The 15,720-nt window shown below is 67.4% G+C and carries 18 protein-coding genes and 3 tRNA genes; 7 read left to right on the forward strand and 14 right to left on the reverse strand.

Annotation, left to right across the window (positions count from 1 at the left end; translation table 11 throughout):
• Both NLF94_RS00445 and NLF94_RS00450 read right to left on the reverse strand, forming a co-directional pair.
• Positions 1–1,566, reverse strand: coding sequence for a DNA-directed RNA polymerase subunit B'' (locus tag NLF94_RS00445; RefSeq protein WP_254839492.1), 1,566 nt, complete (start codon positions 1,564–1,566; stop codon positions 1–3).
• Positions 1,563–1,799 carry a DNA-directed RNA polymerase subunit H gene (locus tag NLF94_RS00450; protein WP_254839493.1) on the reverse strand — a complete coding sequence of 79 codons (237 nt, stop codon included), beginning with the start codon at positions 1,797–1,799 and terminating at the stop codon, positions 1,563–1,565. Before NLF94_RS00450 ends, NLF94_RS00445 begins: the two co-directional genes overlap by 4 nt.
• A 305-nt stretch (positions 1,800–2,104) precedes the next feature.
• On the opposite strand from NLF94_RS00450, the gene NLF94_RS00455 reads away from it, so the two are divergent.
• The 3 genes from NLF94_RS00455 to NLF94_RS00465 all read left to right on the forward strand — a co-directional run bounded on the left by NLF94_RS00455 (position 2,105) and on the right by NLF94_RS00465 (position 4,219).
• Positions 2,105–2,177 (forward strand) — tRNA-Asp (locus NLF94_RS00455).
• Between the two features lie 315 nt (positions 2,178–2,492).
• Positions 2,493–3,599, forward strand: a complete 1,107-nt coding sequence (locus tag NLF94_RS00460; RefSeq protein ID WP_254837548.1) for an IS630 family transposase — start codon at positions 2,493–2,495, stop codon at positions 3,597–3,599.
• Positions 3,600–3,769: 170 nt separating this feature from the next.
• Complete coding sequence (locus NLF94_RS00465; protein ID WP_254839494.1) at positions 3,770–4,219, forward strand: pyridoxamine 5'-phosphate oxidase family protein; 450 nt, start codon at positions 3,770–3,772, stop codon at positions 4,217–4,219.
• Between the two features lie 5 nt (positions 4,220–4,224).
• On the opposite strand, the gene NLF94_RS00470 is transcribed toward NLF94_RS00465, so the two are convergent.
• From NLF94_RS00470 to NLF94_RS00490, 5 genes are all read right to left on the reverse strand, one after another.
• On the reverse strand, positions 4,225–5,364 hold the full coding sequence (locus NLF94_RS00470; RefSeq protein WP_254839495.1) for an ABC transporter permease: 1,140 nt from the start codon (positions 5,362–5,364) through the stop codon (positions 4,225–4,227).
• Positions 5,361–6,083, reverse strand: a complete 723-nt coding sequence (locus tag NLF94_RS00475; RefSeq protein ID WP_254839496.1) for an ABC transporter ATP-binding protein — start codon at positions 6,081–6,083, stop codon at positions 5,361–5,363. The genes NLF94_RS00470 and NLF94_RS00475 overlap by 4 nt, the downstream gene beginning before the upstream one ends.
• Positions 6,080–7,603: a COG1361 family protein gene (locus NLF94_RS00480; RefSeq protein WP_254839497.1), complete on the reverse strand. Its 1,524-nt coding sequence runs from the start codon at positions 7,601–7,603 to the stop codon at positions 6,080–6,082. Before NLF94_RS00480 ends, NLF94_RS00475 begins: the two co-directional genes overlap by 4 nt.
• A 62-nt stretch (positions 7,604–7,665) precedes the next feature.
• Complete coding sequence (locus tag NLF94_RS00485; protein ID WP_254839498.1) at positions 7,666–8,970, reverse strand: RNB domain-containing ribonuclease; 1,305 nt, start codon at positions 8,968–8,970, stop codon at positions 7,666–7,668.
• Between the two features lie 54 nt (positions 8,971–9,024).
• The gene (locus tag NLF94_RS00490) at positions 9,025–9,315 is read right to left on the reverse strand and encodes a DUF7562 family protein (RefSeq protein WP_254839499.1); all 291 of its coding nucleotides are present in this window, start codon (positions 9,313–9,315) and stop codon (positions 9,025–9,027) included.
• A 116-nt stretch (positions 9,316–9,431) separates the two neighbouring features.
• Here NLF94_RS00490 and NLF94_RS00495 point away from each other — a divergent pair, with 116 nt between their 5' ends.
• Positions 9,432–10,523 (forward strand): aminopeptidase, encoded by a 1,092-nt coding sequence (locus tag NLF94_RS00495; protein WP_254839500.1) that lies wholly within the window; start codon positions 9,432–9,434, stop codon positions 10,521–10,523.
• A gap of 154 nt (positions 10,524–10,677) precedes the next feature.
• Here the strand turns inward: NLF94_RS00495 and NLF94_RS00500 are convergent, their stop codons facing one another.
• The 4 genes from NLF94_RS00500 to NLF94_RS00510 form a co-directional block, all read right to left on the reverse strand.
• Positions 10,678–10,854, reverse strand: a complete 177-nt coding sequence (locus NLF94_RS00500; RefSeq protein ID WP_254839501.1) for a DUF7987 family protein — start codon at positions 10,852–10,854, stop codon at positions 10,678–10,680.
• Positions 10,855–11,147: 293 nt separating this feature from the next.
• Positions 11,148–11,279 (reverse strand): hypothetical protein, encoded by a 132-nt coding sequence (locus tag NLF94_RS20745; protein ID WP_256558669.1) that lies wholly within the window; start codon positions 11,277–11,279, stop codon positions 11,148–11,150.
• A 280-nt stretch (positions 11,280–11,559) separates the two neighbouring features.
• Positions 11,560–11,634, reverse strand: a tRNA-Arg gene (locus NLF94_RS00505).
• 70 nt (positions 11,635–11,704) lie between these two features.
• Positions 11,705–11,839, reverse strand: a tRNA-Arg gene (locus NLF94_RS00510).
• A 201-nt stretch (positions 11,840–12,040) separates the two neighbouring features.
• Here NLF94_RS00510 and NLF94_RS00515 point away from each other — a divergent pair.
• The 3 genes from NLF94_RS00515 (at position 12,041) to NLF94_RS00525 (ending at position 13,502) form a co-directional block, all read left to right on the forward strand.
• Positions 12,041–12,460, forward strand: a complete 420-nt coding sequence (locus tag NLF94_RS00515) for a hypothetical protein (RefSeq protein ID WP_254839502.1) — start codon at positions 12,041–12,043, stop codon at positions 12,458–12,460.
• 98 nt (positions 12,461–12,558) lie between these two features.
• A complete protein-coding gene (locus NLF94_RS00520) occupies positions 12,559–13,095 on the forward strand; it encodes an AAA family ATPase (protein WP_254839503.1) in 537 nt (178 codons plus the stop codon).
• A complete protein-coding gene (locus NLF94_RS00525; RefSeq protein WP_254839504.1) occupies positions 13,092–13,502 on the forward strand; it encodes an RNA-binding domain-containing protein in 411 nt (136 codons plus the stop codon). The genes NLF94_RS00520 and NLF94_RS00525 overlap by 4 nt, the downstream gene beginning before the upstream one ends.
• 20 nt (positions 13,503–13,522) lie before the next feature.
• Here NLF94_RS00525 and NLF94_RS00530 read toward each other — a convergent pair whose 3' ends face one another.
• The 3 genes from NLF94_RS00530 to NLF94_RS00540 form a co-directional block, all read right to left on the reverse strand.
• Entirely contained in the window at positions 13,523–14,287 is a 765-nt protein-coding gene (locus NLF94_RS00530; protein ID WP_254839505.1) for an SDR family NAD(P)-dependent oxidoreductase, read from the reverse strand.
• Positions 14,288–14,372: 85 nt separating this feature from the next.
• Positions 14,373–15,437 (reverse strand): molybdopterin-dependent oxidoreductase, encoded by a 1,065-nt coding sequence (locus tag NLF94_RS00535; RefSeq protein WP_254839506.1) that lies wholly within the window; start codon positions 15,435–15,437, stop codon positions 14,373–14,375.
• 84 nt (positions 15,438–15,521) lie between these two features.
• Positions 15,522–15,719 carry a hypothetical protein gene (locus NLF94_RS00540; protein ID WP_254839507.1) on the reverse strand — a complete coding sequence of 66 codons (198 nt, stop codon included), beginning with the start codon at positions 15,717–15,719 and terminating at the stop codon, positions 15,522–15,524.
• Between the last annotated feature and the right edge of the window lies 1 nt (position 15,720).

The following is a 15,720-nucleotide window of genomic DNA, read 5'->3' on the forward strand; positions in this document are numbered from 1 at the left end:
TTAGTCGTCCGCCATGTGTGTCTCGACCGTCTCGATTCCAGGAATGCCCTCCACGCCCATCGAGGCGAGCTCGCGTTTGAGCCCGCGCTCGTCGTCGACGTTCTGGGACAGCTCCATCGCCTGTGCGAAGTTCTTCACCAGCCCACAGTTCGGTCCCTCGGGCGTCTCGGAGGGGCAGATGCGGCCCCACTGCGTGGCGTGGAGGTCCCGCGCCTCGAAGTGCGGCTGCGACCGCGACAGCGGCGACCGGAGCCGCCGAAGGTGCGAGAGGACGCCCATGTAGTCCGTCCGGTCGACCAGCTGTGAGACGCCGGAGCGGCCGCCGACCCAGTTGCCCGTCGCAATCGGGTGCTCGAGCCGTTCGGTCAGCACGTCCGACCGGACGACGGTGTTGACCGACAGCTGGCGGTTCCGCATGTTCGCCCGCTCGAGCTGGTACTTCACGTCCCGGGAGAGCTTGTTCAGCGCCGTCCGGAACAGGTCCTTCATCAGGTCGCCGCTCACTTTGAGGCGCTTGTTGGCGTAGTGGTCCTTGTCGTCGGCCTCCCGGCGCTCCAAGGCGAGTTCGAAACACGCCTCGGCCATCCGGCAGAGGTAGACGGCCTTGTTCATCCGGACCTCCTCGTCCTCGACGCCCTCCTCGTGGAGGTGCGGCAGGAGGTAGCGGTCGATGACGTAGTTGGCGCGCTTCAGCTGGTAGTTCTTCCCCTGGCCGGAGGCGACGCGCTGGCCGAGCGTCTCGATGGCCTCGGCGGTCGATTGGACCTCCGCGGCCTCCAGGTTCTCCAGCATGAACTTCACGATTTCCGGGTCGTCCGAAACGCGGTGGACGATTTCCTCGTCGGATTCGAGGCCGAGTGCCCGCACCAGCGTCACGAAGTTGATGGAGCCGGACACCGAGGGGAACGACACCTCGAGAATGCCGCTGCGGTTGCGCTCGCAGAGCACCAGCGCACGGTAGCCCCGGCGCTGGGAGAACGTCTTGGCGATCTGGATCTCGTCGCCGTACTTGGTGTCGTACTCGGCGAGGATCTTGTTCGGCGCGAGGTCCTCGCTGGTCATCAGCACCCGCTCGGAGCCGTTGACGATGAAGTAGCCGCCGGGGTCGGCGGGGTCCTCGCCGATCTCGATGAGTTCCTCGCGTGTGAAGCCGTTGATATTGCACTTGTTGGAGCCGACCATGATCGGCATCCGGCCGACCTTCGTCTCCGACTGGTCGACGATGTGTTCCTCTTCCTCCTCGCCGCCGCGCACGATGGTCATCTCCATGAACACCGGCGCCGAGTAGGTGATGTTCCGCAGGCGGGCCTCCTGGGGGTAGAGCAGTTCCTCGCTGCCGTCGGCCTCCCGGACCCGCGGCGTCACGATGCGGACGTTGCCGAGGTCCACGCGGACCGGTTCCTGGCCCTCCTTGTCGCCGATGTCGGTGTCGATGGACTCCTTCTCGTCGACGACCTGCTGCATCCCCCGGTCGAGGAAGTTGTTGAACGACCGGAAGTGGTGTTCCGCGAGGCGGTCCCGCGAGAAGTACTCCCGGGAGATGGCGCGTCGGTCCTCCCGGTTCATTCTACCACCAGGCGATAGACGGTCGCCTCGTCGGTCGTCCGGGAGTCGCGGACGATCTCGATGACGTCGCCGACTTCCGCGTCCGCCTCGAGGTCGCGGAGCGCGGGGTCCTTGCGCTCGATTTTCGGCAGGTCTGTGCGGTCGATGTCGTACTCCGCGAGCACGTCCTCGACGTCGCCCTCGTCGAGAACCGAGTGCTCCGGAACCAGGTTGTGTTGGCTTACGTCTACCATGTGTTGGGCTGGCCGGGTGAAGAAGCGGTCACGAGATACTACAGCACCCTTCTGTCGGCAGGGATTTAACAGTTACCAAATCGGACGGCCAGGGCTACCCGTGCCGCCTCCAGTGCGGCACGCGACTGCTCGTTGGACGCAGTTGCACGCGAACTATCAAAAATCCTTGCACCGCGGTGTTCGGCCGCACTGACCGGCGACGGGCGCCCCGGTCGCCGGTTTCGCCGCGAGGGGTGTGTCAGCGCCCACCGCGCCGCCGTCCATTGGAAAGTCTTAAGGGTCGAACCCGGCTACCACGAGGTGAAGCCCGGGTGGTGTAGTGGCCCATCATACGACCCTGTCACGGTCGTGACGCGGGTTCAAATCCCGCCTCGGGCGTATTCTGTCGCGGACTCTCCGAGCGAGGAGCGAAGCGACCTCACGGCGGATTTGAAGTAGACGTAGACGCAGCCCGCGCAGGGCCGCAGGCCCGAGCAGGACCGTCTCGGCGTGGTTCAAATCCCGCCTCGGGCGTATTCTGTCGCGGACTCTCCGAGCGAGGAGCGAAGCGACCTCACGGCGGATTTGAAGTAGACGAGACGCAGCCCGCGCAGGGCCGCAGGCCCGAGCAGGACCGTCTCGGCGTGGTTCAAATCCCGAGAGACGCCGTAGTCATTCGGGGAAGTTATTGAGGAAAACCGTCTTTTCGATGTAATGACTGGCCGTGAGAAAGAAGTTGTACGCCACCTGAGCGAGGAAGACCTGGATAGACTGCTCACGGAAACTGACGACGTGAAGCAACACGAACGGCTCGTGTTCATCAAACGGCTATACAAGGGAGCGACGCTCGCTGAAGCCGCTGATGACGTTGGGCGATCAGAGGGGACAGCTGACAACTGGGTCGAACGCTGGAATGAAGGAGGACTGGGCAAACTCACGCCGAACTTCGGGGGCGGCAGGCCCCCGAAGCTCGGCGAGGCCGAACAGCAGCGACTGATCGAGCGACTCCGTGAGGGCCAGCCCTGGAAAAAACAGGAGATTCAGCATCTCCTCAACGAGGAATTCAATATCGAGTATCATCCACACTATCTACCGACGTTTCTGGACAACCTCGGCCTCTCGTACGCTATTCCACGGACGAAACGTCCTGATCGACCAGACGACGCCGAAGGGATTCTCGACGAACGCGTCGAGTACGCGTTCGACGAGGATGCCGACGATCAGCCTCACAACAAACGAGAGAAAGATCAAGACGACGAAGACTGGGACCGTGACGAGGATATTCGAACAGATGGTGGCACAGTCATCGGGTTTTTCGACCTGTCACATCCACAGCCGTGGGACAATTCTCAGCGGATGTACACAGTTGATGACCCACACATCACCCGGCCGCTGGTGAAAATCGACACACCAGCGGCCGGGTTCTATGCACTCAACGGTGAGAGTGTACTGTCGTTTCCGCCGAACCAGGAGAAAGAACAGATCTGTGAGTGCTTCGAGACGATCCGCGAGCAGAATCCGCGTACCCGGATTCTGCTCGTTTTAGATAACTTCTCATCTCACATTTGCAAGTACACTCGCAAGCGTGCCCACGAACTAGGAATTGATCTCGTATTCCTTCCGGTTGGATCGCCGCATCTCAATCCAATCGAGCCAGTCTGGAAAAGTCTCAAGTGGGAGTCATCACCGCTGATTGTCGAAGATGAAGACGAGTACCGAACACTCCTTGACGATCTGTTCGAAGAACTGACCGAGCAACTGAGCTTCGCTGCATCGTGGATTGACAATCACCTCAGTGGATTCCTCAATAAGATCCGCTAATCACTAACGGCGTCTCTCGACCCTCGGGACGCCAGCGCCGCTCGGTCCCGCCTCGGGCGCTTCTGCGACGAACCACACGCCGAGCGCCACGACCGTCGAGCGCGGTCGGGCGCCCCTCGCGGCCCTGCCGACAGCACCAGCTAATTACTGCTGCCGCCCGTAGCGACGGTATGCCTGCTTGGAACGGGGCGTGGTCGGAGGCCGAGGCCACCGCCTACCTCGAGGACGCGACGGTCCCGATTCGGCTCGCCTGCCGGACCCCCGACGGAGGGCTGTGGATGCTCTCGCTTTGGTTCCGGTACCGGGACGGCGCGTTTCACTGTGCGACCGGCGCCGACGCCGACGTGGTGGAGTACCTGGAGGCCGATTCGGGGGTCGCCTTCGAGGTGTCGGACAACGACCCGCCGTACCGCGGCGTCCGGGGCGCCGGCACGGCCACGGTCGACCCGGACGAGGGGAAGGCGCTGCTGGAGGACCTCCTCGAGCGCTACCTCGGCGGGACGGACAACGCCCTTGCCGACCGACTGCTGGTCGACGAGCGCGAGGAGGTCCACGTTCGGATCGACCCGACGCGGCTCTACACCTGGGACTTCGGCGAGCGGATGGCCGACGCCGTCTGAGGCGGTCAGTCCCGCAGCGCCTCGACGGGTTCGAGGTTGGCCGCCTTCCAGGCCGGATAGAGACCGCTGGCGAGGCTGATGAGGACGCCGAACCCGAAGGCGACGACCAGGTAGACGCCGTTCGAGGGGTCGAGTACGACCTCCAACTCGATGGGCGAGACGTACCACAGAACGAGCGTCGCGCCGATGCTGAAGAGGACGCCGACGACCCCGCCGACGACGCCGAGCAGTGTCGACTCGACGACGAGCGTCCGGAGGATGTCCTCCTTCTGGACGCCGACGGCCCGGAGCAGGCCGATTTCGCCCTTCCGTTCGGTCGTGCTCATCAGCATGACGTTGAAGATGGCGACGCCGGCGACGACGAGCGAGACGGTCCCGAGACCGAGCAGGAACTGATTCAGGAGGCCGAAGAACTCGTCGATCTGGTCGAGGACGCTCGACAGCGCGAGCACGGAGACGCGGTCCTCGCGGGCGTTGAGTCGGTCCCGAACGTCGTCGGCGATGGCACGGGCCTGGTCGCCGGAGTCGGCCTGCACCACCACCTGGTCGTAGTCGTCGGCGGCGAACGCGGATTCGGGGAGGACGACGGCATCGTCGGGCTGGACTGGCGAGATGCTCTCGCCCTCCGCGAGGACGCCGATGACCCGGTAGTCGTTGCCCGCGATTTCGACGACGCTGCCGACCTGGATCCCAAGCTGGTCGGCCAGTTCGGTCCCGACGAGGGCGCCCTGTCTGTGCTGTTCGGGGACGGTGCCGGCCTCGGCCTCGAAGAGCGCCCCGGGGTCGTTCGTCCCGTAGACGGTCCCGAAGCTACTCGTCCCGCCCGGCCCGGAGACGACGGCGCCGTCGCTGAGTATCGGCACTGCCGTTCCCCGGCCCTCGGTGACCCGCTGTATCTCGGCGACGTCGCGTGCGGTCAGCGAGTCGGCGCCGGCGTCGGCGTTCGGCGAGACGATGACCTGGTTGCCGAGTCCGCCCAGCGAGTCCAGCGCCGCCAACTGGAGGACGTTGCCGAAGATGCCCAGCGTCGCGATGGCCAGCACGCCGATGACGATGCCGAGCGCCGCCAGCGCCGACCGGAGACGGTTGCGCCGCAGGTTCCGCAGCGCCATCAGGACCGTCGGAAAGTCGGCCAGCCGCTTCATCTGCGGTTCTCCAGGTGGCCGTCGATCAGTTCGACCGTCCGGTCGGCGTACTCGGTGACGAGTTCGTCGTGCGTGACGGCGACGACGGCGACGCCCTCCGAACGGACCCGTTCGAACTCCTCGAGCACCTGGCGGCCGGTGTCGATGTCGAGGTTGCCGGTCGGCTCGTCGGCCAGCAGCACCTCGGGCTCGTTGATCAACCCGCGGGCGATGGCGACTCGCTGCTTCTGCCCGCCCGACAGCTCCGTCGGCCGGTGGTCGAGCCGGTCGCCCAGCCCGACCCGCTCCAGCAGGTCCTCGGCGCGCCCCCTGGCCTCCCGGTCGACGTCGTAGACCGTCGGCAGCAGGACGTTCTCCGTCGCCGAGAGCGTCGGGATGAGATAGAAGTCCTGGAAGACGAAGCCGATGTACTCCTTCCGGAGGTCGGTCCGGGCCTCGTCGTCGAGATTCGACACCTCCTTGCCGTCCAGGTAGACCTCGCCGGCCGTCGGCGTGTCCAGCAGCCCGAGAACGTTCAGCATCGTCGACTTCCCGGACCCGGAGGGGCCGACGATAGTGACGAACTCGCCGGCCTCGACGGTCAGATCGACGTCCTGCAACGCGTGGACGGTCTCGCCGCCCCGTTCGTACGTGCGACCGACGCCGCGGAGTCGCAGCGGTGGGATGTTCTCGCCGTCCGCCGTCTCCGCTGCGGCGTCGGCGTGTCGGGGGCGAGTCATCGTCGCAGGTAGTACAGCAGGAGGGCGACGAGCGCGCCGACCGCGAGCGAAACCGCGATCCCGCCACCGATCACGAGCAGCGACAGGCCGCCGAACCGTCCGTCGCCGTCGTCGGGTTCGGCCTCGATGGGGAGTTCGGCTCGCTCGGTGCGCTCCTCGCCGTCGACGCGGTAGGTGACCTCGACGGGCACCGTCGAGGCGTTCTCGGTGACGGTCGCGGTCAACTCGAAGGGTGCGAACTCGCTGCCGTCGACGGTGCCGACGAAGTAGTCCCGCTGTGGGTAGGTCGGCCGGACGCCCTCGGCGCTCCCGAGGGCGACGACGACGCCGGTGACCCTGGCGTCGCCCGTGTTGCCGGCGTTGCCGGAGACGTTGAGCCGGTCGCCGTCCCGCGCCATGTCGACGCCGGTGAGCGTGATGGCCGCCGTCGCGGGCCGGTAGTCGTAGGTCGTCGTGACCTGCCGCTCTCGGCGGTCCAGCCGGTAGCTGACGGCCACGTCGAGTTCGCCCGACTGAACGCCCGTCAGATCGAGCGTGACGGTCCCGGTCTCGCCGGGTTCGAGGTCGCCGACGAACTGCCGGGCGAGCGGTTCCTCGCCGGACGGCTCGACGACGGCCTCCCGAATTTCGGCGTTGCCGAAGTTGGTGACCGCGACCTCGACCTGCTGGGGGGTTGTCTCCGTCTCGTCGTCGCCCTGCTGGAGGCCGCCGCCGCCACCGCCGATGAGACCGCCGAGACCGCCGGCGTCCCCGGTGTCGACCGCGGGGTCGTCCCGGACCTGCCGGACGTCGATACCGACGTCGTCCTGCAGGGGTTCGGCGCGGAGGTTCTCGGTGCGGACGGTCCGCTGGCGGTCACCCGTCGCGGTTGTGTAGGCGACCCGGACGGCGACGTCCTCTTCGGGGTCGGTCGGCGTCACAGAGAGGTTCGCCACCGCCGTCCCGCCCGCGCCGACGACCGGGACGAACGCACGGTCGGCGGTCGCGGTCCCCTTCAGGAGGACGATCTCGACGTTCCGAACCGCGTCGACGTCCGGGTTGGCGACGGTCACCGTGACCGGCGAGTCGACGTCCTCGACCAGGTCGGCGTCGACGGTGATGCCGGGCGGGGAGTCCTCGACGACGACGGTGACGGGCCGCTCGACCTCGACGCGACGGCCGTCGTCGTCGGTGCCGCTTGCGACGACGGTGAGGTCCTTGCTGCCGGCCGTCTCGAAGGCGGTAACGAGGTCGACGCTCAGGCCGTCGCCGGGCGACAGCGATCCGGGGTCGTCCGCCGAGGCGAGTCGCTCGCCGTCGGCGTTCCGGAGCGCGATCCGGTCGAGTTCGACCGGCGAGTTCGACCCCGCCGAGAGCGACATGTCGGCGGTGACGGTGGTCGGCTCGTCGGTCGTCGGGCGGTCCGGTGCGATTGTCGCGTCGTCGACGGTCAGCCTGGCGTCGGGGACGCCACCGACCGCCGGGGCCAGCGTCGACAGAGAGAGCGCGACGACCGCGAGGACCACGAGGGCGCGGCGCACAGTATCGTACCGACGGGCCGAAAAGTGAAATACCTGCCGCGGGGCACGTTCGATTGCCGCTTCTACACGGTGTGGTCGGCGTCGTCGGGATCCTCGACGACCTCCAGGCCGCGGTCGTTGATGGCGTGGGCGTCGAGGCCGACCTCCTCGAGGAAGTCCTTGTAGATGCGCTCGCAGGTCTCGCCGTCCTTCTGCTTGTCGCTGGCGTGGTCACAGAGGTCCGCGATGCCCTCCGGCACCTCATTGGTGTAGATGATCCAGTGGTTCACGAGGTCCGAGAGCCGGCGGATGGGCGAGGTGAAGTGACCGTAAATCTCGAAGTTCAGCGCGTGGTGGCCGCCGAAGGGGTCCGACATGTACTTCGCGCGCGGCATCACCTTCATGACGGCCCACTGGATTTTGTCGAGTTGGCGGCCCGGGGCGTCCTCCAGCGTCGCGTTGACGGCCTTCCGGGGGTCGTCCCAGGAGTCGGCCGGGATGGAGACGCCGTCGAGGTCCTGTATCTCCTGGAGTGCCTCGTTCCACTCCTGCGGCGTCGGCTGGGGGTGGACCCGGAACATGGCCTCGACGCCCATGTCCCACTGGAGGGTGTGGGTGACGGCTTTGTTCGCCTTCAGCATGCACTCCTCGATGATGGTGTGGGCGCGGTCCCGCTTCGGGTTCAACACGAGCGAGCCGTCCTCCTTGCGCTGTTCGTGGAGCTTCTCGGCGAGTTCGTAGGCGAGGTTGTTCTCGGCGTGCAGCGGCGCGTCGGGGTCGTCGAGCCGGTCCTCGCAGTCGTTGTACGTCTGGCGGGCGTCCGAGTGGATGACGGACTTGTAGATGTCGATGGACTCGTGGGAGAGCGTCTCGCCGTCGATGTGCATCTCGACGGTGTGGGCGAGTCGGTCCTCCTCGGGGACGAGCGAGCAGACGGTCTCGGCGAGGATCGGCGGCAGCATGTGGATGGTGTAGCCGGGCAGGTAGACGGTGTTCCCCCGTTCGAGGGCCTCCTCCCACATCGCCGTCTCGGGGGTGACGTAGTGGGTCACGTCGGCGATGTGGACCCACAGCCGGTAGCCCTCCTCGGTCGTTTCGATGGAGATGGCGTCGTCGAAGTCCTGGGCGTCCGCGGGGTCGGTCGTCCACGTCGTGAGGTCCCGCAGGTCGCGCCGCTCGTCGAGTTCGGTCTCGATGTCGCCCTCGGGGTCGGCGGCCCGCTGTTCGGCCTCCGCGAGCACTTCCGGGGGGAACTCGTCGCGGATCTCGAACTCCTCGAAGAGCTCCTCGCGCTTGTTGGCGAGGTGCCGGGCGAGTTCCTCGTCGATGCGGACGGGGCCCTGCCCCTCCGCGGTGCCGGCGTAGGCCTGGTCGTCGCTGTCGGTCATGCCGTTGCGTTGGACCGAGGAGTAGTTAGGCGTTGGGAGAGGCGGCGCGCGGCGTCACTCCCTAGAATCCGGGCGGTCGTACTCGGCCTCGACGAGTTCGACGTACCGTTCGAGGAACTGCGCACGGGAGCAGCCGCCGGTTTCTATCTGTCCCAGGACGGTCTCGAGGTCGCCGCGTGGCTGGTGGCAGATGTCCTGATAGCAGGGCTTGCAGAGGTGTTCGAACTCCTTGTCCTCGCGAGTCCAGCGGTCGCCGTGTTTGTCGTACTCGCGCGCGGACGAGCGGGACACCTGCTCGCCACAGGCAATACAGGTCACCTCCGTCGAGTCCCGCCGTCGCCACATACTTTGGTGGTACGAACGGGCGGGACTTATTTCTATCTGCGACCGCCCGCGCCGCCCTCCCGCCGACCGTCTCGATATCCGAACGGGTATAGGGACGCGCACCCTCACCCCCCGCCATGGACCCCCGTATCCGCGAACACGCCGAGATAATCGTCGACCACTCGACGGACGTCCAGCAGGGTGACAACGTCGTCATCAGCGCGCCGAGCGTCGCCGAGGACCTCGCCGTCGCGCTCCACGAGGCCGTCGGCGACCGGGGGGCGACGCCGGTGTACCTCGCCAGCGACTCCCGGGCGGGACGGGCCTACCTCAAGGCCATCGACGACGAGGACATCGAGACGCCGACGCACCTGCAGGCGCTCTACGAGGAGAGCGACGCGCTCCTGCGCGTCCGGTCGGAGACGAACGCGACCGAGCAGGGCGACGTCGACCCCGAGACGCAGTCGACGTACACGAAGGCCCGCCGCCCCGTCCAGGAGGTCGCGCTCTCGAAGCGGTGGTGTCTCACGCAGTTCCCCTCGCCGGCCAGCGCACAGTTGGCGGGCATGAGCACCGAGGGTTACGAGAACTTCGTCTGGGACGCCATCAACAAGGACTGGGACGCCCAGCGCGAACACCAGGCCCGGATGGTCGACATCCTCGACCCCGCCGACGAGATCCACATCAAGAGCGGCGACACGACCGACGTGCGGATGTCCGTCGACGGCATGCACACCATCAACGACTACGGCGAGAACAACCTCCCCGGCGGCGAGGTGTTCACCGCTCCCGTCGTCGACAGCGTCGAGGGCGAGGTGCTGTTCGACAAGCCGCTGTACCACCAGGGCCGCGAAATCACCGGTGCCCACCTCGTCTTCGAGGACGGCGAGGTCGTCGAGCACTCGGCCGACCAGCACGAGGACCTCCTCACCGAGGTGCTGAACACCGACGACGGCGCCAGTCGCCTCGGCGAACTCGGCATCGGGATGAACCGCGACATCGACCGGTTCACCTACAACATGCTGTTCGACGAGAAGATGGGCGACACCGTCCACATGGCCATCGGCCGCGCCTACGACGACACCGTCGGCGAGGATCGGGAGGCCAACCAGTCGGCGGTCCACCTCGACATGATCGTCGACATGAGCGAGGATTCGTTCATCGAGGTCGACGGGGAAGTCGTCCAGCGTGACGGGCGGTTCCGGTTCGAGGACGGGTTCGAGGAGTAGTTTTCATGAACGGTTTCGGCGGCCGAGGGGAGCGATGCCGCCGGAAAAGGTTCGTGTAGGTGGTCCAGCGTGATGGTCGGTTCCGGTTCGAGGACGGGTTCGAGGAGTAGCGTCCGCGGAGTGGCTTCTTCGTCGAAGCTTTTCGAGTCGCGTTTCAGTCCGCTCGCTTCGAGAGGTACTCGTTGACGAGCAGCGGGGCGACGACCCCGACGCCGAGGACGACCGCCGAACTCGCCCAGGTCGGGAGGGTCGTCACCTCCAGCAGACCGTACAGGAGGACGAGCGTCAGCGCGATGAACCCCACTATCACCGTGTTCTCGCGGGAGACCATACCGTCTCGTCTTCGGAGCGACGGATAAATCGTTCGTCAGGCGACGAGCGCGTTGTAGCCAACGCGCACCGACAGTACTCTCACGCGTTCCGGCACGGGTGGTTGTTCGGTTCGGAGTCACGTCGAAGAAGCCGCCGGCGAGGTCGGAGACGCCAGCGGCGGGACACGATCCCCGCGGTGGGCAGGACACCGCGGGGTCATACAGGCCCGAGGCAGGAGTACGCCGGTCACGGGTCCGGGCCGGCGGCAGGGCCAGCGCCGCCGGACTTGATGGCAGGTCGAACCAGAGCGATTCACCGGGCGTGGTGGCTCACCTCCGCGGACTCGTGGTTCTCGGTGAGGCCCTCCATCGACGAGCGACTACCACCGGCGGCGGACGGCACCGCACCAGCGGACCCCACGAACGGTCGGTCGCTTGCGGACATTACACTCACAACCATCCGGGGATGGGGAATAAAAGTTCCGTATATATGTCCTAATAGCCTATTCTGTATGCGTATGACTTGGATATGGGCACAAAAGTTCGAGAATGTTTTGTGAATGCTCTACTGGTGGTCGTGCGTCGAACGGCGGTCGCGCGCCGACGGCCCACGAGGACACCCGGGGACGAAACGAGGGACGGGCAAGAAGGGGATTCGACCCCGCCGGCACGACTCGCGTGGTGCGACTATCGGCGTCGCTACTCCTCGCTTCGCTCCGAGGTAGCGGGCACGGTGGGATTCGAACCCACGGCCGTCGGATTAGAAGTCCGACGCTCTATCCGAGCTGAGCTACGTGCCCTCGGCGAGGACTTCTGTGGCGAACTGGTTAGAGGTTGCGGAGCCGCGAGGCGGGTAGATGCTCATCGAGACTGGCACGGTGGGAGTGAGCGGACGCAGTGTGTCCGCGAACGCCGAAAGACGAGCGAAGCGAGTCTTTCGGAATTCGAACCCACGGCCGTCGGATTAGAAGTCCGACGCTCTATCCGAGCTGAGCTACGTGCCCTCGTCGAGGACTTCTGTGGCGAACTGGTTAGAGGTTGCGGAGTGCCGGCCTCTCGGAGGCGGTCCTCCGAACCCCGGCACGGTGGGAGTGACGGACGCCGAAAGACCCTGGAGTCGGTGGCCGGGAACGTTCGTCTCTGGTCAGCGGAATCGGAGGCTGAAAGCGTGCCACTGTTTAACAGGCGCGGCGAGAGAGTGGGCGCATGGCAACGAGTACGGCGACTCGCAAATACGGGCGGGGGATCGTGGACGCGTGGCACACGGGGGTCGGAATCGGCATCGCCGGTGTGATTCCGATGATACTGTTCAGTGTCGTGGTGGGCGGCAAGGACCTGTTCCCGCTGTTCGGGCTGATTCCGTACGCCGTGCTGTGGGGACTGCTGTACGTGGCCGCGACCCGACTGAATCCCGTCGAACGGCTGGCCACCGACCCCCGGACGGGCGTCCCGCTCGGGATCGCCTACGGCTTCCTCGTCTGGTGGGGCCCACAGGTCGGCAAGCCGGTCGGGGAGTACGTCTCGGTCGAGGCTGCGGTGCAGGCTGCCGTCTTCGGCGCCGTCGTCGGGCTCGTGTACGCGTACTCGTCGACCCGGGCGGGCGTCGACGCCGCGAGCGAGCGATAGCCGGCCGGCGTCGCGGACCTCGGCTCTCGCGTGGGCCTCCCTCCCGAACGGGGCGGCGAACAAAGCCGTTAAGCGGCCGCTCGGACTACCCTCGGTGAATGCGAGTCATCGGAACCGTCGGGCTGGCCGGCAGCGGGAAGGGCGAGTTCGCGACTGTCGCCGAGGAGATGGGCGTCCCGGTCGTGACGATGGGCGACGTCATCCGCCAGGCGTGCCGCGACCGCGGTCTCGACCCGGCGGAGTACCACGGCCAGGTGGCCCAGGAGTTGCGGGCGGAGAACGGGCCGACGGCCATCGCCGAGGCCTCGCTGCCGCACGTCGAGGCGGCGTTCGAGGAGGCCGACACCGTGCTGGTCGACGGCATCCGCTCGGACGTCGAGGTGGACGTCTTCGAGGAGCGGTTCGGCGACGAGTTCCTCCTGGTCAGCATCGAGGCGCCCTTCGAGGTCCGCGAGAAGCGCCTCGGCGAGCGCGGCCGCGACAACGTCGGCGAGGACGGCGAGAGCCTCGCCGCACGGGACGAGCGCGAACTGGGGTTCGGTCTCGGCGAGGCGATGGAGCGGGCCGACCTGACCATCGACAACACCGGCACCCTCGAGGAGTTCCGCGAGCGGGTCCGGGAGGTGCTGGGATGATATACAGCGTCGACGTCCAGATTACGGCACCGGTCAACGACACCGAGGTGACCGACCGGGTCGTCGACGCGATTCGGAACCTCTTCCCCGAGGCCGAAATCGAGTCGCATCCGGGCGAACTCGTCGCCACCTGCCACTCGATGGAGGCGTTCTCCGAGCGACTCCACGAGCAGGCCATCCTCGATACCGCCCGCGGCGCGTTCTTCTCCGGGCAGGAGGGCGACACCTTCAGTTTCCGGCTGAAGAAACAGGCCGCCTTCCGCGGCGTCGTCAACTTCGCCGTCGGCGACGACAGCGAACTGGGCGACATCCACGTCCGCGTGCGGGTGAACGACCCGGACGTGGAGTCCTACGTCGACCACGTCGCCCCGCCGACGGAGGAGGGGCGGCCGGTGGACGTCGAGTAGCTGTTCCGGTCGACCGGCGCCTACTCCGGGCGGTCGACGAGGCGGTCGGTCGCGGCTCGCCAGAGCCACGGCGCTAGCTGGATGAGCGTGAGCCCGAGCCACGTCTGCCGGTCGGCGTGGACGACCGGATCGGTGGACTCGATCTTCGCGGCGAGCTTCCGGCCGACCGCGCCGGGGTCGTTCAGCAACCACGACGGGTAGCCGAGCCCCTCCGTCATCCGGGTCGCGGTCATCGGTGGCTGCATCAGCGTGACGGCGATATCAGAGTCCCGGAGTTCGATTCGGAGGGACCGTGCGAACGCCTCGACCGCGCCCTTCGACGCCGCGTAGCCCGCCATCCCGGGGTGGCCGCCCAGCGCCGCGCCGGAACTCACGTTGTGGATGATCCCCTCGCCCTGCCGCCGCATCACCGGGAGCACGGCACGGGTCGTCCGCTGCCCACCGAAGAAGTTCACCTCGAACTCCCGCCGTACGTCATCCATCGACGTCTCCTCGAACCGGGAGAACCCGGCGACTCCGGCGTTATTCACGAGGATGTCGATCCGGTTCCACGCGTCGAGTACGGCGGCGACGGCGGACTCGACGGACTCGGTGTCGGTCACGTCACACGCCTCGTACCGGACGCTTTCCGGGTGGGCGTCGGCGAGCGGCTTGATGGCCCGGCCCTCGACGTCCAGCCCGGCGACCCGGTAGCCGTCCTCGACCAGCGCCGCCAGCATGTGCGAGCCGATGCCCCCGTTGGCGCCGGTGATGGCCACGACCCGACCGTCGCTCGATTGTGGCATGACGGCCATTCGGCGCCCGTACCGTTAATCGGTCCGGTCGCCCGACCACGACGAGGCGTGGCCGGACTCGGGCGACGCGTGGGACTCATCCGAACCCGCTGACGAATATCGCCAGCCGCTCGGTGTGGTCCCGGCGGCGGGTCACCCGGACCGCCTCGACCCACTTGACCCACTGGAAGCCGCGCCGGCCGGGTGCGACCAGCCGTAACGGGAAGCCGTGGCCGTGGTCGAGTCCCTCGCCGTCGACGGCCGTCGCCAAAAGCGCTCCGCGGGCCTCCTCGATGGGCAGGCTCCACCGGTAGCCGGTGACCGACCGGAACTGCACCCAGGCGGCGTCGTCGTCGGGATCGACGGCGTCCAGCAGCGAGGCGACCGAGACGCCGGTCCAGTCGTGCTCGGAGTACCAGCCGCTCGTACAGTCCAACAGTGCGCGCCGCTCGTCGTCGTCGACCAGTTCCGGATATTCCAGTTCGGTCGGCTCGGCGACGGCGCCGTCGACGGTCAGCGACCACGACGCCGCGTCGACGGGGTCGGGGTCGTCGGCCATCCAGCTGGTGACGGGGAAGGCGTTGCCGTCGTCGCTGCCGTCCTCGCGGGAGCCGGTGAAGCGCCGGTCGGCCCCGGCGGTCTCCGCGGCGTCGTTGACCGACGCCTGGAGCCGGTAGGCCGCCGCGCCGACCAGGACGGCCGCGGTGTACCTGAGGGCGGTCCGCCGCCCCTCGATATCCGACCGGCCCGGGAGCCGGAACCGATAGACGAGGTGGGCGGCGAGCAGGCCGCCGACGGCGAGCCCCAGCCCGACGTGGAGGTTGAGCAACCCCCAGGGGCCGAGGTCCAGCGACGCGCCGAACACCCAGGCGACGCCCGACCCGATGGCGCCGACGGTGACGACGGCGAGCAGCACCGAGAGAGCGATGACGGCGCTGTGGCGGGCGCCGCCGACGCGGTGGCGGACCCGCCGGAGCTTCAGCCCGACCAGGCCGGCCAGCACCAGCCCCCCGACCCCGTGGGTCAGGAAGACCCACGCCCTGCTCGGCCGCCCGGAGAAGAGGCTCACGACGCCGGTGGCGAGCACGAAGCCGACGCCGACGAGCAGCGACCCGTCGAGGACGCGCGGGTTCGGCGCCCGCAGCCACGCCGGTCGGTCCATGCCGGGAGAAGGCACGCGAGTCGGTAATACCTTCGGCTGGGGGCCGTGGAATCTCGGGGCGACGCTCCCTCGAACGCGGGCGGGTCACTCGCAGTACGCGTTCTCGTCGTCGATGAGGTTGCACATCCGGGCCAGCGAGTACGGCTCGAACTGCCGGGGTGCGCTGGCGGTGGGAGTGCGGCGCTCGTCGGTCGCGGCCCAGGGGTCGGTCCGGCTGCGGGCGGCGATTTCGGTCGTTCGTGTGGCGTGCGAATCGTGCGTCGATGCGGGTTCGGTGCTCATG

The sequence above is a fragment of the Natronomonas marina genome, from assembly GCF_024298905.1.
GTDB classification, from domain to species: Archaea; Halobacteriota; Halobacteria; order Halobacteriales; family Haloarculaceae; genus Natronomonas; species Natronomonas marina.